This is a genomic window from Streptomyces sp. NPDC044106 (assembly GCF_056433985.1).
This window is the reverse complement of sequence record NZ_JBWKFZ010000016.1, coordinates 29698-52116: the sequence shown is the minus strand read 5'-3', so window position 1 is coordinate 52116 and position 22419 is coordinate 29698. Positions and strand designations below refer to the sequence as shown.

Sequence of the window (22419 nt, the reverse complement as noted above, 5' to 3'; positions counted from 1 at the left end):
CGTTCCGGAGAGTACCCATGTCGAAGATCCTGTTCGTGGTGACCGGCGCCGACCACTGGACGCTGGCCGACGGAACCCGCCACCCGACCGGCTTCTGGGCCGAGGAGGCCGTCGCCCCGTACGAGGCGTTCAAGGCCGCGGGCCACGAGATCGTCGTCGCCACTCCCGGCGGTGTCGTCCCCACGGTCGACCGCGGCTCCCTCGCGCCCGAGGTCAACGGTGGCCAGGAGGGCGCCGACAGGGTGGAGGCCTCGCTCGCCGCGTTCACCGAGCTCCAGGGACCCGTCAAGATCGCGGAGGTGGACCTCGACGACTACGCCGCCGTCTTCTACCCCGGCGGCCACGGCCCCATGGAGGACCTCGCCGTCGACGCCGACTCCGGCCGCCTGCTCACCCGCGCCCTGGAGACGGGCAAGCCGCTCGGCATCGTCTGCCACGCCCCGGCCGCGCTCCTGGCGGCCGCGAAGGCCGACGGCACCCCGGCCTTCGCGGGGTACCGCCTGACGGGCTTCACCAATGCCGAGGAGGCCCAGGCGGGCTTCGCCGACCGCGCCGAGTGGCTGCTCCAGGACCGCCTGGTGCGGGGCGGCGCCGACTTCCGGGAGGGCGAGCCGTGGGCCCCGCACGTGATCGTCGACCGCAACCTGGTCACCGGCCAGAACCCGGCGTCCTCCGCCCCGCTCGCCGCCGAACTGCTCAAGAAGCTGGACTGATCACCGCTGGGCGCCGAAGGCCACCGCGCCGTAGTGGGCGCGGGGGCTGCTCGTCGCGAGGGCCCAGTAGCGGTCGCCGTAGGACCAGTGCCACCACTCGGTCGGGTAGTTGACGAGACCCGCCGTGGCCAGGGCCGCGGTGAGGGTGCGGCGGTTGCGGCGGGCCTCGGCGCAGATGCGGTCGGTGTCGGTGTAGCAGGCGCCGTCGCTCTCCTCAGGACCGGCGTTCACCGGTGTGCCCAGGTCCAGTTCGGTGCCGCTCGTGGTGCACAGGGTGACGTCGACGGCGGCGCCCGCGACGTGCGGGGCGACCTCGGGCGGCGAGAGGGAGCGGCTCGTCTGGCGGTGGAGGTGGCCTTCCGCCCAGTGCGGGTGGCTCCGTCTGAGTTCGGCGGCGTACTCCTCGAAGTACTTGATCTGCAGGTCGAGCGGCCGGTAGCCCTCGGTGACCAGCAGGCGCAGGCCTTCGGGCAGCAGCCGCGCGGCGCGGGCCAGCCGCCAGACGACGCCTTCGCGCAGCTGGGCGTAGGCACCGGCCGGGTCGGCGAGGCGGCCGTCGACATCCACGAAGGGCAGGTGGCGCAGGTCGACGAGGCCTTCGCCGCAGTCGTCGACGGGGATGTCGACGACCCGGGGGTCGCTCATGAGGATGATCGGCGGCATGCTCGGGCCCTTCGGGACGGACGTCTTCCTGGCAGCGAAGGGGGACACACGTCCGGGGGCGGGCTGCAGCCCGCCCCCGGAAGTCCCCCGGCCGTGCGGTGGCGCCACGCGACAGACGGCCCATACGCCCGACTGCTCGGTCGTATGGGCCGCACGCGACAGTGGCCTCTCCCCCGTTAGATCCGCTGTCGCTGCCGGCCTCTGCGCCGCCGACACGTAGAGCCTGCCGCGGGTCGCTGCAATTCCTCTGCAAATCCGAGCCAAGTGCGCTGCTGCCGCAGCGCGTTCAGATGCCGGGCTCGTGCCGTTCGCGCGCCTCGTACGCCGCGAAGACGCCCCGCGCCTCCGCCCGCAGCGCCGCAGCCTGCGCCGGTTCGCCCGCGGCCTCCCGCGCCGCGGCGAGATCGCGCAGGGTACGGGCGCGGGCCAGCGGCAGCTCCAGGGCCGCCCAGAGACCGGCCGCCGCGGTGAGCCGCCGCTCGGCCTCGTCGACGCGCCCGGCGGCCAGCTCGCATTCGCCGAGCGTGCGCAGCGCGAGCGCCTCGCCGAAGCGGTCGCGGTGGGCGCGGCAGGTCTCGAGCACGCCCCGCAGCTCCGCGGCCGCCTCGGCCGAACGCCCCAGCCGCATCCGGCACTTGGCCCGCGCCTGCACCGCGTACGCCGACATCAGCGGGTCCCCGAGGGCGGCGAGGAGGGCCACGGAGCGGTCGGCGAGCCGCTCGCCCTCGGCGTAGGCGCCGAGCGAGCGGTGCACCAGGCTCAGCGACCGCAGCGTGAGCGCCTCACCGCGGCGGCTGCCGAGCCTGCGGTAGGCGCGCAGGGACTCGTCGAGGAGCGTGAAGGCGGCGTCGTGCGCGCCGAGTTCGAGGTGGACGGTGCCCGCGAAACGGCAGGAAAGACCGAGCCCCGGGTCGTCGTGCAGCCCGCGGAAGCCCTCGACGGCGCGCCCCAGCATGTCAAGGGCGGCGCGCAGCCGTCCCGCCTCGCGCAGGGCGCTGCCGAGTCCGGCGAGGGCGGCGGCCCGGCCGCGCGCGTCGCCGAGGTCGGCGCAGATGGCGGCCGCCTGCCGGAAGTAGTCCTGCGATTCGCTGAACCTGTCCTGTTCGTAGCGGAGTTGGCCGAGACCGATGAGCAGCAGGGCCTCGCCCGAGCGGTCCTCGGCGCGGCGGGCCGCGGCCAGCGCCGCGTCGTGGCTGCGCCACCAGGCTTCGAAGCGGTTCCCGACGGCGTACGCGGAGGAGCACAGGGCGGCGGCGGCCTCGCAGGCCAGGGTGTGCAGGTCATAGGCCGCTGCCCGCTCCACGGCGGCGGCGAACGCGTCGGCCTCGGCCTCGAACCACGCCGCGGGGTCGGCGAGCGCCCGCCGGGTGGCCTCGGGCCCGGCCGGCCGCACGAGGCGGTGCAGGGCGCCGGGCGCCGCGCGGAGCGGACCGGAGGAGTCGAGGAAGCCCCGGTGCAGTTCGACCGCTCCGGACGGCGTGGCGGAGGCGACGCGGCCGGTGAGCCAGAGGCCGGCGCCGAGGGCCCGGCCGACGGCGGCGGCGCGTTCGGCGGGGGTGTCCTCGGCCTCGGCGCGTTCGGCCGCGTAGACGCGTACGAGATCGTGCGGCCGGTAGCGCGGCTGGTCCGCGCGGTCCACCAGGCTGCAGTGCAGCAGTTGGGCGTCGATGAGCTGCTCGACCACCCGTTCCGCCTCGCTCTCGGGCGCGTCGAGGAGCGCGGCGACCACCCAGGACGCGACATCGGGCGCGGCGAGCAGGCCGAGGCGGCGCAGGGCGGTGCGGGCCGGGGCGTCCAGCGCGCGGTAGCTCAGGCCTAGGCCGGCCCGGACCTCCAGGTCACCGACGGAGAGCTCGTCCAGACGATGGCGCTCGTCGGCCAGCCGTTCGGCGAGCGTCCGTGCCGACCAGTGGCGGCGTGTCGCGAGGCGGGCCCCGGCGATGCGCAGGGCGAGGGGGAGTCCGCCGCACAGCTCCACGATGCGGCGGGCCGCCTCGGGGTCGTCGCGCACCCGCTCCGCGCCCGCGACCCGGGCGAGCAGGTCGGTCCCCGGCTCCGTGTCGAACACGTCGAGGTCGGTGCGGTGGGTGCAGGGCAGGGCGCCGAGGCGGGCGCGGGCGGTGATCAGCACCCCGCACGTGGCGCTTCCCGGGAGCAGCGGCCGCACCTGGGACTCGCTGCCCGCGTCGTCGAGGACGAGCAGGACGCGGCGCCCCGCGACGAGGCTGCGGAAGAGGTCCCTGCGCTCGGCGTCCCCCTCCGGCGGGTCGGCGCCCAGGGCGCGCAGCAGGCGGCCGAGCACCTCGCCGGGCGCCACCGGGTCGGTGGCGCCCCGCAGTTCGGCGTAGAGCTGTCCGTCGGAGTACGCGTCTGCGGCCCGGTGCGCGGCCGTGACGCCGAGGACGGACTTGCCGATGCCGCCAGGACCGGAGATCACCACGACGGGCATGGCCTGCCGCGCTCCCGGCGGGGTCAGGGCGGCGCGCACCTCGCTCAGCTGCGCCGCCCGGCCGGTGAAGTCGCCGATGGCGGCCGGCAGGAGGGCGGGTGGGGGCGGCGGCCGGGTGTGGCCCTGCGTGGCGTCGTCGCCGTTGTCGTGCGTGTGGGTGGTCGGCCGGGTCCGGGTCGCGGCGTCCGCGGAGGCCGGGGTGGCGTCGGCGGCGTGCTCGTGATCCGGACCGGGTGAGGGCGGCGGGCCGGCCGCGGGGGCCGGGGTGCGGGTGGCGGTCCGTACGCTGTCCGCGGCGGGCAGCAACGACGCGTCCGCCCGCAGGATCGCCTCGTGCATCGCCTGGATCCCCGGCCCCGGATCGAGCCCCAGCTCCTCGGCGAGCACGTCGCGCCCCTCCGCGTACACGGCGAGCGCGTCGGCCTGGCGGCCCAACCGGTAGAGGGCGAGCATCAGTTGGCCGCGCAGCCGTTCGCGGGTGGGGTGGGTGGCGACCAGGGCGGTGAGCTCGCCGACCAGCTCCGTCTCATGGCCGGTTCGCGCGAGATCGGCGGCGATCCGCTCCTCGAGGACCGCCTGCCGCGCCTCTTCGAGCTGATCGGCCGTGGCGCGCAACGCCTCGCCGATGCCGCCGAGGGCGGGCCCGCGCCACAGGGCGAGGGCCGCGCCGAGCGACCGGGCCGCGGCGGCGTGGTCCCCGGCGGCCGCCGCCTGCCGGCCTTCCGCGGTGAGCCGCTGGAACGCGGCCCGGTCGACGAGGTCGGTGTCCGCGTGGATCAGGTAGCCCGGCGGCCGGGTCTCGATGACGTCGGCGGGCAGCGCGCGACGCAGCGCGGAGACGTACGACTGGATCAGGGATCTCGCCGTGTCCGGCGGGTTCTCGCCCCAGATCACGTCGATCAGCGCCTCGGCGGAGACCACCCGCCCCGGCTCGAGGAGCAGGGCGGCGAGCAGGGCCCGGGGCTTGGGCCCGCCGAGCGCGAGGCGCCGGCCCGCGCGCCACGCTTCGACCGGCCCGAGCAGACGGAAGTGCATGTCCGTGTCCACGCCCAGCTCCATGGGTCCTGCCCCGCACCGCCCCCGCTCCGCGAACCTCACCTCCGGCCCGGACCCGCCGGGCCCGGCCGTGCCCGATCGACTGGTCATCCTACGTCGGTGCGGCGGCAACACGCGTGGGTACGCGGGGAATCAGGCCAGCTCGGCGATATGGCACGAAGCGGGCACGGCGCGGCGGCGGGACGAGGCGGGGCGCCGCAAGCGGAGGGGGCGTGCGCGTGGCCCGCCCGCTCCGTGCCGGACGAGACCGCGCGACGCCCCCGTACCCACCGGGACCCGTGGGCCCTACGCTTCGCTGGCCCTGAGCATGTCCTCGCGCTCGACGAGCTTCACTCGCTCGCGGCCCTGCGGCTCGCCGAGCGCCTTCTCCGCGGCGTCGAGGCGGTACCAGCCGTCCCACGTGGTGAAGCGGACGTTCCGTTCGCCGAGGAAGGCGTCGACGGCCTCGGGCTCGGGCTCGGCGGGGGTGAGCAGCCGCCCGTTCTCACGGTCGTCGAGAAGACTGGCGACCGTCTCGTTGGCGTCACCCTTGGTGTGGCCGATGAGGCCGACGGGGCCGCGCCGGATCCACCCGGTGACGTACGTCGACCGCAGGTGCTCGCCGCTCTCCTCGATTACCCGTCCCGCCTGGTCGGGGACCGTGCCGGACGCGATGTCCCAGGGCAGCTTGGGCAATTCGTCGGAGAGGTAGCCGACGGCACGGTAGACCGCTCCGAGGTCCCAGTCCTTGAACTCGCCGGTGCCCTTGACGTTGCCGGTGCCGTCGAGGGCGGTGCGCTCGGTGCGCAGGCCGACGACCTTGCCGTCCTCGCCGAGGATCTCGACCGGCGACTCGAAGAAGTGCAGGAACAGCTTGTGCGGCCGGTCGCCGATGTCGCGGATGGCCCAGTTCTCCAGGGTCTTGGCGACCATGTCGGCCTGCTTGTTGCCACGCCGGGTGGCGATCGACCCGTCGTCGTAGTCGATGTCCTCGGGGTCGACGATGACCTCGATGTTCGGGGAGTGGTCCAGCTCCCGCAGCTCCATCGGGCTGAACTTCGCCTGCGCGGGGCCGCGGCGGCCGAAGACGTGGACCTCCAGGGCCTTGTTGGCCTTGAGCCCGTCGTGGACGTTCGGCGGGATCTCGGTGGGTAGCAGTTCGTCGGCGGTCTTGGCGAGGATGCGCGCCACGTCGAGCGCGACGTTGCCGACGCCGAGGACGGCGACCTTCTCCGCCTCCAGCGGCCAGGTGCGCGGCACGTCCGGGTGGCCGTCGTACCAGGAGACGAAGTCGGCGGCGCCGTACGAGCCGTCGAGGTCGATGCCCGGTATGTCCAGCGCCCGGTCGGCCGTGGCACCCGTGGAGAAGATCACCGCGTCGTAGAAGGTGCGCAGGTCGTCCAGGCTGATGTCGCGCGGGTAGTCGACGTTGCCGAAGAGACGGATCTGGGGCTTGTCGAGCACCTGGTGCAGGGCGGTGATGATGCCCTTGATGCGCGGGTGGTCCGGGGCGACGCCGTAGCGGATGAGGCCGAAGGGCGCCGGCATCCGCTCGAAGAGGTCGATCGACACACCCGGCTCGACCGCCACTGCGGATTTGAGCAGCGCGTCGGCGGCGTAGATTCCGGCCGGGCCGGCTCCGACAATGGCTACCCGCAGAGGGCGAGGCATGTTCAGGTTCCCTTCGAGCGGTGATGGAGTGACTCAAGGGGAAGCCTAAGCTAAGGCAAGCCTAAGTAAGTAGGCGGGTCATCTTTATGACGTCATAAGCCAGCCTTATGGGTTCCCCAAGCGCTCCGTATCGGTCGCACCCCCCGGAAAACGGTGCTGACAGATCGGGGCGGCACCGTTACGATCACCGCGATGACGACTCACTCTGTTGACAGATTGGGGGCCCCGTCCGCGCAAGGTGAGTGCTGATGCTCACTCAGCTCGCGAACCGGGATTCCCGCCTCTCCAGCCGCCCCTACGGGCCCTTCCCACCTCACTCCCCCTTCTCGTTCTGGCCGCGCGTGCGGGAGTTCGCCGTACCGGCCTCCATGATCGAGACCGCGACCGCGCGCCGCCGCCTCGGTGACTGGGCCGGGGCATGCGCCGCCGCACGCGTCGACGTCGACTTCAGCCCACGCGTCGTCGCCCGCACTCACGGCCGGGCCGTCGCGGCCCGGCTCCGGGCCGACCTCCGCCACTTGGCACCTGACCTGCTGCGCTGGCACATGCCGAGGATCGCTCCTGACGGTCTGCTGCGCCCGGGACTGACCATCGCCCTGGCCCGGTACGACACACCGGGCCGGGCCGGCGTACGTCCGCTGCATCTCGTGGCCCGGACCCCGCCCGCCTGGGCCGATGCCGGGCAGCGGATCAGCCTCGCGGTGTGGGACGGCACCCACGCCGACGCCGGGGCCGCGCGGCACCCGCACCCCCACCCGCATCGGCGTTTCCGCCTCGACCTGCACCGCCACCTGTGGGACGCACGCAGGACGGAGGAGTTGCGGACCCGGTCCGGGGCCGACCGGCCGGAGACTCCGGAGCGGGGGCCGACACAGGGGCTCCCCTGCGCGGTCGGCCGATGGGCGGCCGAGGCGGAGCTCCTCCTGCGTGCCGACGGACGGCCCCCAGGACCTGTCGTCGTGCGACTCGGCGCCGGGCGACGGCTGATCCTGGAGCTCGACGCCGACGGCGGCGAACCGTCCCGCGCGCCGCGGATCACGGTGACTCCTGCCGAAGGCGACGTATCCGCCCTGCCGGTGCTGCCCGACGCGGCGACCTGGGTGCCGCCCGATCTCGCGCTGATCCGCTCCGGCGCCTTCGGGGCCGACCGGCTGCATCCGCTGGTCGCGTCGGCGTTGGTACCGGAATTCACGCCGGTCGCGTCGCCGTCCGCGGCCACGGACACAGCCACCGGTGCGGCCACGAAGCGGACAGGGCGCGCCCGCCTCGTCGAGTGCCGGGGCGCCAAGCACCGCATCGCCCTGGTCGACGGAGTCCTCGCGCCGCTGGACCACGATCCGGCCGAGATCCGCAGGGAGGAGCTGCTGGCCGCGCTGACCGGCACACCACTCCCCTGCCTGCGGGTCATCGACGAGGCGCACCGCCGTCCTGACTGCCTCAGCGGCGTCCGCGAACGGCTCGACCACGGCGACATCACCGGCGCCCTGGCCGTCGTGGAAGAGCTGCTCGGCCCCGACGCGCTGCTGCGCGAAGGACCGCTGCGGGACGCGCTGACGGAGGCCGCCGACCGGCGCGTCACCTACGGCCTGTACAGGGCCGGGCTCATCGACCCCGCTCGGGCCCCCGATCGGCCGGACCTGCGCGACCGCCGGACCCGGCCGCGCCGCCCTACCACGCACTGACCTCATAACGCTTACGGCGGCAGTCGGGGCCGGACTGCGACCGGTTCGCCCCTCGCCGCCCACGCACCCCTCAGCCGACACACACCCAAGGTGATCCCACATGCCCTCCCACGCCACGCCCGCTCTTGTCGACGCCCCCGACGACTTGGTCGACATCCCCAAGCACGCACCTCGACCCGACCAACTGGACGTCGCGAGCGCGCTGTTGGGCCTGCTGCGCGACTCGACGACCGAACCCCGCCCGGACACCCAGTTGGAAGCCCTGACCCTCGCGGTCGCCGCCGACCTTCCCGTGCTTCTGTGGGGAGAACCGGGCATCGGGAAGACCGCGGCCCTCACCCAGCTCGCCGACACCCTCGATCTGCCGCTGACCACCGTCATCGCCAGCGTGCACGAGCCGTCGGACTTCTCCGGCCTGCCCGTCGTCGGGGACGATCCGGCCGAGCAGGGCGTCCCGATGGCCCCGCCGGACTGGGCGGTACGCCTGGTACGGGCCGGCCGCGGGCTGCTCTTCCTGGATGAGCTTTCCACCGCCCCGCCGGCCGTCCAGGCCGCCCTGCTCCGCCTGGTCCTCGAACGGCGCATCGGCGCCCTTCAACTGCCGCCCGGCGTAAGGATCGTGGCCGCCGCCAACCCGCGCTCGTCGGCCGCCGACGGCTGGGAGCTGAGCGCGCCGCTCGCCAACCGGTTCGTCCACCTGCGGTGGACCCACGACCACGACGTCGTCGTACGCGGACTCGGCGGCGTCTGGCCGCGGGCGACGCTGCCCCTGCTCGACCCGGCGAAGCTGCCGGAATCCGTCGCGTTCGCCCGCCGCGCGGTGTGCGGGCTGCTGGCCGCCCGGCCGAAACTCGTCCACCAGATGCCCGGCAACGAGGCGCGCCGCGGCGGCGCCTGGCCCTCGCCCCGGAGCTGGGAGACGGCACTGCGCCTGATCGCCTTCGCCACCGCCGCGGACTCGTCCCGCGATGTGCTCTCCCTGCTCGTGAGGGGCGCCGTGGGAGACGGCCCGGGGCTGGAACTCCTTGCCGCTCTGGACCGGATAGACCTGCCCGACCCCGAGGATCTCCTCGCCGACCCGGCCGCCGCCGTCCTGCCCGAACGCGGCGATCTGCGCCAGGCCGTCCTCGACGCCGTGGTCGACGCGGTCCGGCACCGGCCGGACAAGGCCCGCTGGGACGCGGCGTGGGCGCTCCTTGTCCGGGCCGTGGAGACCGGGGCGCCGGACCTCGTCGTCGTCCCCGCGGCCACCCTGGCCACGCTGCGGCGCGAGGACTGGGACGTCCCGGCCTCCATCGAACGGCTGACGGGAACGGTCTCGCTCTCCCTGCGGGCGGACCGCGCCGCGGCCCGTGCCGCCGCCAGGGCGGGCCGGTGATCCCCGACGCGGAGCGGGCGCTGGACCTCGACAAGCTCTTCGCCGCCCGTCTGCAGGCGGCCCGCGCCCGGCCCTACCTGGCCACGGCCCTGTTCGCCCTGCACGCCGTCGCGTCCCGGCAGGTGCCGACGATGGCGGTCGACCGGTACTGGCGCTGCTACGTCTCACCGGCCTTCGTGGACCGGACACCCGTGGAAGAGCTGGCCGCGGTATGGGTGCACGAGGTCTCCCACCTGCTGCGCGACCACCACGGACGCAGTGACCGGGTGGCGCGCGAGCGCGGGCTCACCGGCGCCGCGGAACGGCTGCGGATGAACATCGCCGCGGACTGCGAGATCAACGACGACGCGTTCGGGGACGGCCTGGTACGGCCCGAAGGGGCCGTCGTGCCCGAGACGTTGGGGCTGGACGAGGGGGAGCTGATGGAGGACTACCTGCGTCAGTTCCGGCTCGGGCCCAGGACGCAGGGCATGGCCTGGCTGGACTGCGGCAGCGGCGCCGACGGCCGGGCGCGCGACTGGGACCGGGGGCCGGAAGGTGCCCACGGGCTCAGTGGGCAGGAACGGGACGCCGTGCGGTTCCGGGTGGCGCAGGGCATCACGGCCCGGCCCGGCAGTGCGCCCGGAGGGTGGCGGCGGTGGGCGGAGGAGGCCTTCCATCCGCCGCAGCCGTGGCGGGAGTTGCTCGGCGCGGCCGTCCGCTCGGCGGTCTCCGGGCCCGGCGCGGGTGAGGACTACACCTACGGCCGCCCCGCGCGCCGCTCGGCCGGGGCGCCCGGCGTCGTCCTGCCGAGCCTGCGGCGCAGGCCGCCCCGGGTCTGCGTCGTCATCGACACATCCGGTTCGGTCAGCGACGCCGAACTGGGCAGTGCGCTGCTCGAAGTGGCCGCCATCTCGCGGGCGGTCGGCGGCCGGCGCGATCTGGTCGGCGTGCTGCCGTGCGACGCGGCCGCCGCGTCGGTGCACCGGCTGTGCCGGTCCGAGGGGATTCCCTTGACGGGCGGCGGGGGCACGGATCTGCGTGCGGGTTTCGCCAGGGCCCTGCGGGCGCGGCCTCGTCCCGATGTCATCGTGGTGCTGACCGACGGCCAGACACCGTGGCCGGACGCGCCACCTCCGTGCCGGACGGTGGTGGGTCTCTTTCCCCGGCGGCCGGGCTCCGGGCGGGCGGACGAGGACGACCCCGACTACACGCCGGACACGCCGCCCGCCTGGGCCCGGGTGGTGGAGATCGGGTGACCGCCCCGCGGTGGAGCCGTGCCGGGCCGGCCCGCGTGGGGGCCGGCCCGGCACGGCGTGCGGATCACCCGGCGTCGGCCCCGGTCAGGCCACGTCGAACCGGTCGAGGTCCATGACCTTGGCCCACGCCGCGACGAAGTCGTGCACGAACTTCTCCTTCGCGTCGTCGCTCGCGTACACCTCGGCGAGCGCGCGCAGCTCGGAGTTGGACCCGAAGACGAGGTCCGCGCGGCTGCCGGTCCACTTGAGCTCGCCGGTGGCCGCGTCGCGGCCCTCGAAGGTGTCCTGCGCCTCGGACGTCGACTTCCACTGCGTGCCCAGGTCGAGCAGGTTCACGAAGAAGTCGTTGGTCAGGGTGCCGGGGCTCGTGGTGAGCACGCCGAGCTTGGACCCCTGGTGGTTCGCGCCCAGGACGCGCAGGCCGCCCACGAGGACGGTCATCTCCGGGGCGCTCAGGGTCAGCAGGTTGGCCCGGTCGAGCAGCAGGTACTCGGCGGGCAGCCGGTTGCCCTTGCCGACGTAGTTGCGGAACCCGTCCGCGCCGGGCTCGAGCGCGGCGAACGACTCCACGTCGGTCTGCTCCTGCGAGGCGTCGACGCGGCCCGGCGTGAAGGGCACCTCGACCTCGAAGCCTGCGTCCTTGGCGGCCTGCTCGACCGCCGCGCCGCCGGCGAGCACGATCAGGTCCGCGAGCGAGACCTGCTTGCCGTCGGTGCGGGCCGAGTTGAAGGACTCCTGGATGCCCTCCAGGGTGCTCAGGACCGTCGCCAGCTCGTCGGGGTTGTTGACCTCCCAGCCGCGCTGCGGCTCCAGGCGGATGCGCGCGCCGTTGGCACCGCCGCGCTTGTCGCTGCCGCGGAAGGAGGAAGCCGCCGCCCACGCGGTGGACACCAGCTGGGACACCGACAGGTCAGAGCCGAGGATCCGCGCCTTGAGGGCGGCGACGTCCTCGGCGCCGATGCGCTCGTACGCCGCCTCGGGCAGCGGGTCCTGCCACAGCAGCGTCTCGCTCGGGACCTCGGGGCCGAGGTAGCGCACGACCGGACCCATGTCGCGGTGGGTGAGCTTGAACCAGGCTCGCGCGAAGGCGTCGGCGAACGCCTGGGGGTCCTCCTTGAAGCGGCGCGAGATCGGCTCGTAGACCGGGTCGAGCCGCAGCGAGAGGTCGGTCGTCAGCATCGTCGGGGCGTGGGTCTTCGACGCGTCGAACGCGTCGGGCACGGTGCCCGCGCCCGCGCCGTCCTTCGGCCGCCACTGGAAGGCGCCCGCGGGGCTCTTGAACAGCTCCCACTCGTAGCCGAAGAGGATCTCGAAGAAGCTGTTGTCCCACGTGGTCGGGGTGTCGGTCCAGATGCCCTCGAGCCCGCTGGTGATCGCGTCGGCGCCAACGCCGGTGCCGTGCGTGCTGCGCCAGCCGAGGCCCATCTGCTCCATCGGGGCGGCCTCGGGGTCGTCGCCGACCGCGTCGGCCGGGCCCGCGCCGTGGGTCTTGCCGAAGGTGTGGCCGCCCGCGATCAGGGCGACCGTCTCCTCGTCGTTCATCGCCATCCGGCGGAACGTCTCGCGGATGTCGCGGGCCGCGGCGATCGGGTCCGGAGTGCCGTTCGGGCCCTCGGGGTTGACGTAGATGAGGCCCATCTGGACCGCGCCGAGCGGGTTCTCCAGTTCGCGGTCGCCGGTGTAGCGCTCGTCGCCGAGCCAGGTGGTCTCGGGGCCCCAGTAGACGTCCTCGTCGGGCTCCCACACGTCCTCGCGGCCGCCGGCGAAGCCGAAGGTCTCAAAGCCCATCGACTCCAGGGCCACATTGCCGGTGAGGACCAGGAGATCGGCCCAGGACAGGCTCTGGCCGTACTTCTTCTTGACCGGCCACAGCAGCCGCCGGGCCTTGTCGAGGCTGGCGTTGTCCGGCCAGCTGTTGAGCGGGGCGAAGCGCTGCTGGCCTGCGCCTGCGCCGCCGCGCCCGTCACTGATCCGGTACGTGCCTGCGCTGTGCCAGGCCATCCGGATCATGAACGGGCCGTAGTTGCCGAAGTCGGCGGGCCACCAGTCCTGGGAGGTCGTGAGCACCTCGGCGATGTCCCGCTTCACGGCCGGGAGGTCCAGGGACTTGAAGGCCTGCGCGTAGTCGAACTCCTCGCCCAGCGGGTTGGCCACGGCGGGGTTCTTGGCGAGGATCTTCAGGTTGAGCCGCTCCGGCCACCACTGCCGGTTCCCGCCGCCCTGGGTCGGGTGTGCCGCGCGCGCGACGGGGCAACCGCTCCCTGTCTCCTCCGGCTTGGGGTCGGTGACGATCGCGTCGTGGTTCTCAGTCATGGGAATCCTTCCGGAGGGGGCGGATCGCGGTGCTCTGGAGCTGAGGGTGGTGGAACAGTCGGGGGCACAGGTCCGACCGACCGCTCGCGATGCGTGCGGCGCGCGAGCCGCGGATCCGGATGCCGGGCTCGAGGAGCCCGTCTCCTGAAGTCACGTGTAGTTCCCAGCTGTTGCCCTGTCCCTTGGCCGGCAGCCGGAACCGATCCTACGATGGACCGAATCCAAGTCAATACGGCAGACAAGTCAATACGACAGACGGGCGCGCGCACCTTCCATCGTCGGACCGAGCACAGATAGGGCTGGTGTCATGAGTGACCTGCTGCAACGCCTTCGCGGACGCGGCTGGCGGATGACCGCCCAACGTCGCGTGGTCGCCGAGGTGCTCGCCGGCGACCATGTGCACCTGACCGCCGACGAGGTGCTCGCCCAGGCCGCCCTCCTGCTGCCGGAGATCTCGCGCGCCACCGTCTACAACACCCTGGGCGAGCTCGTCACGCTCGGCGAGGTGGCCGAAGTTGCCGTCGACGGCCGTGCCAAACGCTATGACCCGAACGCTCACCGGCCCCACCAGCACCTGGTGTGCTCGGGCTGCGGCGCCATCCGGGACGTCCGTCCCGACGGCGATCCCCTGGCCGACCTGCCGCCCGCCGAGCGTTACGGCTTCACCGTCTCGGCGGCCGAGGTGACGTTCCGCGGGCGGTGCCCCGACTGCGCCGGCGGCTGACCGGTGCTCATTCCAGCCGCGAGCGTGGTGCCGTCGGAGGGATCGATCAGGAGGAAGGAGCCCGTCCGCCGGGAGTCGGCGTAGGAGTCCAGCGCGACCGGTTCGGCGGTGCGGACCCTGACGCGGCCGATGTCGTTGGCGACGAGCCGGCCGGGGGCGGGGTGCTGGGAGAGGTCCGCCAGGGTAAGCCGCGAAGGGATCTCCTTGACGACGGCCTTGACGGTGCGGGTCGTGTGCTTGAGCAGGACGCGCTGGCCGACGGTGAGAGGAGTGTCGGCGACGTGGCAGACGGTGGCCTCGACGTCCTGGCTGCCGACGGGCACCGCACCGCTGGGCACCAGGAGGTCGCCGCGGGAGATGTCGATGTCGTCGGCGAGGAGAAGGGTGACCGACTGGGGAGCACGGGCGACGTCGACGGCGGTGCCGAGCGCGTCGATGCCGGTGATGGTGGAGGTACGTCCGCAGGGCAGCACGGTGACGGATTCGCCGACGCGGAACGCGCCGACGGCGATCTGTCCCGCGTATCCGCGGTAGTCGGGGTGCGTCCTGCTCCGTGGGCGGATGACGTACTGCACCGGGAAACGGGCGTGGCAGGTGGCCGGGTCGTCGCCGACCGGAACGGTCTCCAGGTGTTCCAGGACGGTGGGGCCGCGGTACCAGTCCATGTACGCGGAAGGGTCGACCACGTTGTCGCCGGCGAGGGCGGAGACGGGGATGGCGGTGACGTCGGGGATACCGAGTTCCGTGGCGTAGGTGGTGAACTCGTCGGCGATGGCGGCGAAGACGGGTTCGGCGTAGTCGACCAGGTCCATCTTGTTCACCGCGAGGACCACGTGCGGGACGCGCAGGAGGGCGGCGACGGCGGCGTGGCGGCGGGTCTGCTCGACCACGCCCTTGCGCGCGTCGACCAGGATGACGGTCAGTTCCGCGGTGGAGGCACCGGTGACCATGTTGCGCGTGTACTGCACGTGCCCTGGGGTGTCGGCGAGGATGAACCGGCGCCGGGTGGTGGCGAAGTAGCGGTAGGCGACATCGATGGTGATGCCCTGCTCCCGCTCGGCCCGCAGGCCGTCGGTCAGGAGTGCCAGGTCGGGTCCGGCGTCGCCGCGACTGCGCGAAGCCCGCTCGACGGCCTCCAGCTGATCGGTCAGGATCGACTTGGAGTCGTGCAGCAGCCGCCCCACCAAGGTCGACTTGCCGTCGTCGACGGAACCGGCCGTGGCCAGCCGGAGTGTCCCGGTGGCGGCGGCAGCGGCGCCGACGCCCGTGGGGTTGCTGCTGCGGATGCTGGTGGTGGTGCTGGTGCTGGTGGTCATGTCTAGAAGTACCCCTCGCGCTTGCGGTCTTCCATCGCGGCCTCGGACAGCTTGTCGTCGGCGCGGGTCGCGCCCCGTTCGGTCAGCCGGGACGCGGCGATCTCCGCGATGACCTGCTCCAGGCTCGTCGCGTCGGAGTCGACGGCGCCGGTGCAGGACATGTCGCCCACCGTGCGGTAGCGCACCAGGCGCTTCTCGACCGGCTCGTCGGCGCGCGGCCCGCCCCACTCCCCGGCGGTCAGCCACATCCCCGAGCGCCGGAACACCTCCCGCTCATGGGCGAAGTAGATGCTCGGCAGCTCGATGTCCTCGCGGGCGATGTACTGCCAGACGTCCAGCTCGGTCCAGTTGGAGAGCGGGAAGACGCGGACGTGCTCGCCCGGCGCGTGCCGGCCGTTGTAGAGCTGCCAGAGCTCGGGGCGCTGGCGGCGCGGGTCCCACTGCGAGAACTCGTCGCGCAGCGAGAACACCCGCTCCTTGGCGCGCGCCTTCTCCTCGTCGCGCCGCCCGCCGCCGAACACGGCGTCGAACCGCTCACTCTGGATCTTCTCCGTCAACGGCACGGTCTGCAACGGGTTGCGGGTGCCGTCGGGGCGCTCGCGCAGCTTGCCCGCGTCGATGTACTCCTGCACGGAGGCCAGGTGCAGCCGCAGCCCGTACCGCTCCACGACCCGGTCGCGGTAGTCGATCGCCTCGGAGAAGTTGTGCCCGGTGTCCACGTGAAGGAGCGCGAACGGCACGGCCGCGGGGGCGAACGCCTTCAGCGCCAGGTGCAGCATGACGATCGAGTCCTTGCCGCCGGAGAAGAGGATCACCGGGTTCTCGAACTCGCCCGCGACCTCGCGGAAGATGTGCACCGACTCGGATTCCAGAGCGTCCAAGTGGCTCAGCACGTAGGGCTTCTCGGGCACCTGCGGCGGCGAAGACACGCTGGTCGTCATGCCAGATCCCTCTCGACGAGCAGCGCGTACAGCACGGCTGCGGACTCCTGCACGGTCTGGTCCTGCGACGCGATCCGCAGGTCCGGCGACTCGGGCGCCTCATACGGGTCGTCGACACCGGTGAGCCCGGATATCCCGCCCGCCGCCTGCTGGGCGTACAGGCCCTTCACATCGCGTACGGAGCACACCTCGACCGGCGTCGCGACATGCACCTCGACATATGCGGTGCCCTCGCGGCGGTGCCGTACGCGCACCGCCTCCCGGCTGTCCGCGTACGGCGCGATCACCGGTACGAGGACGGTCACTCCGTGCGAGGCGAGCAGTTCGGCGACGAAGCCGACGCGCTGTACATGGGTGTCCCGGTCCGCGCGGGAGAAGCCGAGGCCCGCCGAGAGGAACGTACGGGTCTCGTCCCCGTCGAGCACCTCGACGCGGCGGCCCTCGCCCCGCAGGCGCTCCGCAAGCGCGTACGCGATCGTGGTCTTCCCTGCGCTCGGCAGACCTGTCAGCCAGACTGTCGCGCCGGCATCGGTGATGGGCATGCGGCTACCAGCCGATCGAGCGGTAGAAGGCGGCGTACCGCCGGAACACGTCGTCCCCGACGGGCGGCCACGACAGTCCTGCCCCGGCCGCCAGCCGCTCGGCCCGTTCCCTGCCCACCGCGGCCGGGTCCTGCCGGAACAGATCGGCCAGGCTCTCCTTCACCAGCAGTCCGCCGTCACCGGTGTCGGCGTCGGAGCCGGTGGGCGGGGGGAGCAGGGCGAGGGCGCGTACCAGGTCGCGGTCGTCCGGTGCCGCCGCCGACCGGCGCCGCACCTCCTCCCAGAACACCGGGTACGGCACCTGGGTGAGGCCGAACGTCTCCTGGAAGACGGCCATCAGCGCGTCGAAGCCCACGGCGTGCGGCTGCACCTCGTGCAGCCACCCGCGCTCGCCCGTGCAGACGGCGGCGACCACGATCTCGCTGACGCGGTCCACCGGCGTGTAGTCGGTGACGATGGGGCTCGAGAACCACATCCCTGTCCGCAGGCAGGCCTTGACCAGGAGGTCGTGCAGGCCCCAGCGGCTCGGTACGCCTGTCACGGAGTGCGGGGTGACCTCGCCGAAGCGGTGGACGGTGACGGGCAGTCCGCGCGTGGCGGCCTCGGCGAGCAACCGTTCGGCCACCCACTTCGACTGGCTGTAGCCGTCGCCGGGCACCGCATCGCCCGGCACGGGGCCCTCGGGGATGAATCCGGTGCCGTCCCCCTCGGGGGGAAACACTCCGAGGGTCGAGATGAAGTGCAGGTGCTTGTCGCGGTGGGCCGTGGCGAAGCGGAGGATCTCCAGGGTGCCGTGGACGTTGGCACCCCGGTGAGCGTGGTAGCCGCGGGCGAGGTTGATCATCGCGCCGTTGTGGATGACGGTGTCGGCGCGCTCGGCCAGCGCGGTGAACTCCCCCTCGCCGAGGCCGAGTCGGGGCAGCCGCAGGTCTCCTGGCAGCCCCTTGATCCGCTCCGCGTGGGTCTCGTCCCAGAGGCGGTACTCCCGCAGGTTCGCGACGATCCGCTGCCGGGCGCTCTCGGCGTCGTCCGCCCGTACCAGGCAGTACACGTCGGCCTGTGTGTGCACCAGCAGGTCGTGCAGCAGTTGACCGCCCACGAAGCCGGTGGCGCCGGTCAGCAGCACCTCGCGCGGCGGCGCGGAGGTGGCGGCGGCGGACAGGGGCATGATGTCGCTCGGCAACACGGCGTCGGCGTCGAGCAGTTCCTTGAGCTCGCGGGCCGCTGCGTCGACGGCGCCCTTGTCCGGGGACGGATCGGGGTCGTCACGTCCGGTCAGGAGAGCGGCCTGCTGGTTCACTGTCGGGCGCTCGTACACGTCACGTACCGACACGCGGGTGCCGAACCTCTCGCTCAGGGCGACGGCGAGGCGCTGGGCGCCGAGCGAGTCGCCTCCCAGGTCGAAGAAGTCGGCGCCCGGGCCGACCCGGCCGACCGGCAGGAAGCCCAGCCAGATGGTGCGGACGGCGGCCTCCACGGAGTCCGGCCCTTGGTCCGTGACGTCCGTGACGTCCGTGCCGTCCCGGCCGCTCCGCTCCGGCGCTTCCTGCTGGTCCGGTCCGGCGTCGGGCCGGTGCGCGGCGAGCTGTTTGAGCGCCTTGCGGTCGGCCTTGCCGTTGGGGGTCAGCGGCATGGCGTCCAGGACGACGAAGCGGCGTGGTGTCAGGGCGGGCGGCAGGCTCGCGGCGGCGTGCTCCTTGAGCCCGGCGGGCCCGAGTCCGGCGGAGCGTACGGTCACGAAGGCGACCAGCGCCCGGCTTCCGCCCTCTTCGTGCACGATCACTTTGGCTTCCCGCACCTGCGGATGGCGCAGCAGCCCCGCTTCGACCTCCGAAAGCTCGATCCGTACGCCGCCGATCTTGACCTGGTGGTCGAGGCGTCCGACGAACTGGAGGAGTCCGTCGGGACGCTGGTAGCCGAGGTCACCGGTGCGGTAGAGCCGGTCGCCGGGGATGTCGGGGAAGGGGTTGGGCACGAACACGGACGCGGTCTTCGCGGGGTCCTTCACATAGCCGAGGCCGAGACACTCGCCCCCGATCCAGATTTCGCCGGTCTCGCCGGTCTCCACCGGCTCCGCGCGATCGTTCACGAGCACCGCGTACGTGTTGTCGATGGGGCGGCCGATCGGCATGGGGTCACGGTCGGCGTCGCCCACGGTGTGGAAGACGCTGCCGATGGATGCCTCGGTCGGGCCGTAGGTGTTGATGAGGTCGACGTCCGGCAGATAGGACCTGAAGGTGTGGATCGCGTCCGCCGTCATCTCCTCGCCGCCGATGAGGAGCCGCCGCAGGGAGCCAAGGCGCTCGATCAGCCGCGGCTCCGCGGTGAGCAGCTCCACCAGCGTGTTGAAGATCGAGGGCACGAAGTCGGTGGTGGTGACGGCGTGTCGGTGGATGACGTCCACGGTCGCCGCCAGGTCGAGGATGCCCGAGCGCTCGGGTATGACCACCCGGCTCCCCGTGGTGAGGGGCCACAGCAACTGCCAGAGCGAGGAGTCGAACTGGTGGCGGCTGTTCTGCAGCACCACCTCGTCCGAGCGGCCGCTGAGCCGGCGGCTCATGTAGGCGAAGCGGTTGAGGAGGCCCCGGTGGACGTTGAGCGTGCACTTGGGCAGCCCGGTGGAGCCGGAGGTGTAGAAGCCGTAGACGATGTCGTCCAGGGTGGCCGGGGGCGCGGCCGGCGGCTCGGTGCCGTGTGCCGGGACGGTGGGCAGGACCGGGAGTGCGGGGATGCCGGGCGGGAGTTTCCTGCCGCCCTCGGAGCAGAGCACGACCTTGGCGTCGAGCGTCCCGATCATCCGGGCGAGGCGGTCGGTGGGACCGGAGTCGTCGACGGGGACGAACGGCGCCGCGAGCTTCATCGCCGCGATCATCGCGAGCGGCAGCTCCACTCCCCCGTCGACGACGAGCGGGACGAAGTCGCCGCGGCCGACGCCGTGTTCGCTCATCCGCCGGGCGAGCGCGTTGGCCCGCTCGTCGAGCTCGCGGTAGGAGAGCGTGAGCGAACCGTGGGTGACAGCGGGCGCCTGCGGTGTCCCGGCCGCCCTGGCCTCGAAGAGCTGCAGGACGGTGCGGTCTCCCGGATCGTCGGCGGATCGCTCCGCAACGCCGCCGCTCGACCGGACTCGATACCGCTCTGACATACCGGAAGCCCCCTTGACGGGCCGCTTCGTGGGCGGCCTACTGTGCCCTGAGTGTTCGGACCGAACCCGAAGTCCCGAACCGGGAATGCGAATCTTGATTCCCCGAATATCCCGGAACAAGGTAAGGCCGCCGCCAACAGCCGCGATACCGTTCGGCGCTTACCACGTTCGTAAGCACCGTAATTACAGAGGTGGCTCCTTCAGCGACCCGGCCGTCACCGGTGGAACGAACGTTGACGCGGCGAGAACGGGGATACTAATGTCACGGCTCGGTCCGTTCTGGAATTGAGTATCCACTATGCCGACGCACGGCCACGGGGGTAATACGCAGATGGATTTGAAACAACTCAAAGGCCTGCGTGTGGGTCTGCTCACATCCGGCGGGCTCTCCGCCACCGCCGTCGCCGCCTGGCTGGCGGAGAACGGCGTCGACGTGACCTGCTATGTCGCCGACATCGGCCAGCAGGCGCCGCTGCCCGCGGAGGAGCTGGCCGCGTGCCTCTCCCGCTTCGGCCTGAAGTCCCGGGCCGTTGACCTCCGTGCCGAGATGGCCGGCACCGCGCTCGATCTCGTCACGTACCAGGCGACGTACGAGGGTGGCTACTGGAACACCACGGGCGCCTCACGCGCGGTCCTGGTCGGCGGGCTCGGCCCCGTCCTGCGCGCCGACGGGTGCGACGTCCTCGCCCACGGATGCGTGGGCGGCGGCAACGACCAGTCCAGGTTCGCCCGTTACGCGGCGCGCTTCACTCCCGACCTCACGGTGTTCACGCCGTGGACGCGGGCGTGGATGCTGGAGCGGTTCCCGACCCGCACGCACATGAGCACCTACCTGGCCGGCCTCGGCTACCCCGAGGAGCTCACCGACTGGGCGGCGTACTCGGTCGACGGCAGCCTCGCCGGCTTCTCCCACGAGAGCGACGCGCTGGAGTCGCTGACGACCGCGCCCGCTTCGGTGAAACCGCTGATGACGGTGTGGCCGCAGGACGCGGCCGCCGAGCCCGAGACGTTCACGGTCCGCTTCGAGGGCGGGCGCCCCGTGGCGATGGACGGGACGGCGGTCACCCCGCTGGATGCGATGCTGCGGGCCAACGAACTCGGCGGCCGGCACGGGATATCGCTGCGCGCCGTGGTCGAGAACCGCGTGAACGGAACCAAGTGCCGCGGCGTGTACGAGGCGCCCGGCCTCGACGTGCTCGGGCCCTGCCTCGACGCGCTGTACCAGGCCTGCCTCGACAAGCCCTCGACCGCCCTGCTGCGCAGGCTGTCCGCCACGCTCGGCACCGCCGTCTACGAGGGACGCTTCCACGACGCGACGGGACGGGCGGCGGCGAGCGGCGTCGACCACCTCGCGGCCGGCGTGAGCGGAACGGTCGAAGCGACGCTGTACCGGGGCAACGTCCAGGTCCAACGGCTGCTCGACCTCGCGGACGCGCCCGGAACGGCACGCCAGACGCGCTTCACGCACGGCGGCCACCACTGGATCACGCAGGCGGGGCAGGGCGCCGCCGGCTGAGCCGCCCGTACAGCCATCCGTACAGCCACCCGCGAAGGGAGGGGGCAGGGAGTCGATCTCCCTGCCCCCTCCCTTCGGTGCTTCTGGCCGGCCCCTACTGGGACCAGGCCGTCGGCGTCCGGTCCCAGCGGTGCCGGCGCAGCTCGGCGTACAGCTCCCGCGACAGCGGCTCCGCCCCGCTCACCCCTAGGTTGGCCGCGACGTGCCGGACACTGCGCATGCCCGGGATCACGGTGCTCACGGCCGGATGCTGGAGGATGAACCGGAGCGCGAGCTCGGGCATCGTCATGTCCGCGGGCACCACCTCCTTGAGGCGGTCCGCGTGGTCGACGCTCGCGTGCAGGTTCTCCGGTACGAAGTACGAGCTGCGCCAGTCGTCCTCGGGCCAGGTCGTCTCGTGCGTGAGGGTGCCGGTCAGGGTGCCCTCGTCGAAGGGCACCCGGGCGATGACGGCGATGTCCCGCTCCTGGCAGGCGGTGAACAACTCGTCTTCCGGGGCCTGGTCGAAGATGTTGTAGATCACCTGGACCGCGTCGATGAGCCCGGTGTCGAGCGTCTTCAGGACGTTGGTCGGCTCCCAGCGGTTGACGCTGATGCCCACCCCCTTGACGACTCCCTCGTCCTTCAGCCTGCGGATGGGGTCCTGCCAGCGCGGATCGTCGGCCCAGCCGTCCTCCCACACATGGAACTGGAGCAGGTCGATCGATTCCGTGCCCAGCCCTTCGAGGCTCTTGCGGGTGTATTCGAGGATGTGATCCTCGGGAAATACATCGGCGAGCCTGGAGTCCCGCGTGGACGGAAAGTTGCGGTCCTTCGGTGGGATCTTCGTGGCGACGTAGAGCCGCTTTTCCTGGTGCCTCTTCAGCAGCCGGCCGAGCAATTCCTCACTGTGGCCACGACCGTAGATCCACGCCGTGTCGAAGAAATTGCAGCCGAGCCGAATGCTCTCGTCGAGCGCATCCTGGCCGGTCGCGTCATCGGCGCCCGACCAGCCGCCTTCACCTCCGGCTATTCCCCACATTCCATAGCCGACTTCGCTGACCTGATACCCGAGCCTGCCGAAGCGTCGGTACTCCACTGTTCAACCTCGTTTCCG

15 protein-coding genes are annotated in these 22419 nt (G+C 72.6%); 6 read left to right on the top strand and 9 right to left on the bottom strand.

What is annotated here, in order from left to right; all coding sequences use genetic code 11:
- Positions 1 to 17 precede the first annotated feature (17 nt).
- On the top strand, positions 18 to 713 hold the full coding sequence (locus AC07DI_RS27810) for a type 1 glutamine amidotransferase domain-containing protein (protein ID WP_384253092.1): 696 nt from the start codon (positions 18 to 20) through the stop codon (positions 711 to 713).
- Here AC07DI_RS27810 and AC07DI_RS27805 read toward each other — a convergent pair whose 3' ends face one another.
- From AC07DI_RS27805 to AC07DI_RS27795, 3 genes are all read right to left on the bottom strand, one after another.
- Positions 714 to 1376 (bottom strand): M15 family metallopeptidase, encoded by a 663-nt coding sequence (locus AC07DI_RS27805; protein WP_478906717.1) that lies wholly within the window; start codon positions 1374 to 1376, stop codon positions 714 to 716.
- A gap of 286 nt (positions 1377 to 1662) precedes the next feature.
- On the bottom strand, positions 1663 to 4971 hold the full coding sequence (locus AC07DI_RS27800) for an AfsR/SARP family transcriptional regulator (protein WP_478906715.1): 3309 nt from the start codon (positions 4969 to 4971) through the stop codon (positions 1663 to 1665).
- Between the two features lie 195 nt (positions 4972 to 5166).
- On the bottom strand, positions 5167 to 6531 hold the full coding sequence (locus AC07DI_RS27795) for an FAD-dependent oxidoreductase (RefSeq protein WP_478906713.1): 1365 nt from the start codon (positions 6529 to 6531) through the stop codon (positions 5167 to 5169).
- Between the two features lie 248 nt (positions 6532 to 6779).
- Between AC07DI_RS27795 and AC07DI_RS27790 the strand changes: the two genes are divergently transcribed.
- The 3 genes from AC07DI_RS27790 to AC07DI_RS27780 all read left to right on the top strand — a co-directional run bounded on the left by AC07DI_RS27790 (position 6780) and on the right by AC07DI_RS27780 (position 10829).
- Positions 6780 to 8213 carry a hypothetical protein gene (locus tag AC07DI_RS27790; protein WP_478906711.1) on the top strand — a complete coding sequence of 478 codons (1434 nt, stop codon included), beginning with the start codon at positions 6780 to 6782 and terminating at the stop codon, positions 8211 to 8213.
- 100 nt (positions 8214 to 8313) lie between these two features.
- On the top strand, positions 8314 to 9591 hold the full coding sequence (locus AC07DI_RS27785) for an AAA family ATPase (RefSeq protein WP_478906709.1): 1278 nt from the start codon (positions 8314 to 8316) through the stop codon (positions 9589 to 9591).
- Positions 9588 to 10829, top strand: coding sequence for a vWA domain-containing protein (locus tag AC07DI_RS27780; protein ID WP_478906707.1), 1242 nt, complete (start codon positions 9588 to 9590; stop codon positions 10827 to 10829). Before AC07DI_RS27785 ends, AC07DI_RS27780 begins: the two co-directional genes overlap by 4 nt.
- 84 nt (positions 10830 to 10913) lie before the next feature.
- On the opposite strand, the gene katG is transcribed toward AC07DI_RS27780, so the two are convergent.
- Positions 10914 to 13142 carry a catalase/peroxidase HPI gene (gene katG, locus AC07DI_RS27775; RefSeq protein ID WP_478906705.1) on the bottom strand — a complete coding sequence of 743 codons (2229 nt, stop codon included), beginning with the start codon at positions 13140 to 13142 and terminating at the stop codon, positions 10914 to 10916.
- 307 nt (positions 13143 to 13449) lie between these two features.
- Here katG and AC07DI_RS27770 point away from each other — a divergent pair, with 307 nt between their 5' ends.
- On the top strand, positions 13450 to 13866 hold the full coding sequence (locus AC07DI_RS27770) for a Fur family transcriptional regulator (protein WP_384253115.1): 417 nt from the start codon (positions 13450 to 13452) through the stop codon (positions 13864 to 13866).
- Here the strand turns inward: AC07DI_RS27770 and AC07DI_RS27765 are convergent.
- From AC07DI_RS27765 to AC07DI_RS27750, 4 genes are read right to left on the bottom strand one after another with little or no spacing between them, the layout of a single operon-like run.
- The gene (locus AC07DI_RS27765) at positions 13797 to 15182 is read right to left on the bottom strand and encodes a sulfate adenylyltransferase subunit 1 (RefSeq protein WP_478906703.1); all 1386 of its coding nucleotides are present in this window, start codon (positions 15180 to 15182) and stop codon (positions 13797 to 13799) included. The genes AC07DI_RS27770 and AC07DI_RS27765 overlap by 70 nt on opposite strands.
- A 2-nt stretch (positions 15183 to 15184) precedes the next feature.
- Complete coding sequence (gene cysD, locus AC07DI_RS27760) at positions 15185 to 16123, bottom strand: sulfate adenylyltransferase subunit CysD (protein ID WP_478906701.1); 939 nt, start codon at positions 16121 to 16123, stop codon at positions 15185 to 15187.
- On the bottom strand, positions 16120 to 16665 hold the full coding sequence (gene cysC, locus AC07DI_RS27755) for an adenylyl-sulfate kinase (RefSeq protein WP_478906699.1): 546 nt from the start codon (positions 16663 to 16665) through the stop codon (positions 16120 to 16122). Before cysC ends, cysD begins: the two co-directional genes overlap by 4 nt.
- A 4-nt stretch (positions 16666 to 16669) precedes the next feature.
- Positions 16670 to 19807, bottom strand: a complete 3138-nt coding sequence (locus AC07DI_RS27750; RefSeq protein WP_478906697.1) for a non-ribosomal peptide synthetase — start codon at positions 19805 to 19807, stop codon at positions 16670 to 16672.
- A 361-nt stretch (positions 19808 to 20168) separates the two neighbouring features.
- On the opposite strand from AC07DI_RS27750, the gene AC07DI_RS27745 reads away from it, so the two are divergent.
- A complete protein-coding gene (locus tag AC07DI_RS27745) occupies positions 20169 to 21323 on the top strand; it encodes an argininosuccinate synthase domain-containing protein (protein WP_384253128.1) in 1155 nt (384 codons plus the stop codon).
- A 94-nt stretch (positions 21324 to 21417) separates the two neighbouring features.
- On the opposite strand, the gene AC07DI_RS27740 is transcribed toward AC07DI_RS27745, so the two are convergent.
- Complete coding sequence (locus AC07DI_RS27740; RefSeq protein WP_478906696.1) at positions 21418 to 22401, bottom strand: aldo/keto reductase; 984 nt, start codon at positions 22399 to 22401, stop codon at positions 21418 to 21420.
- Positions 22402 to 22419 lie beyond the last annotated feature (18 nt).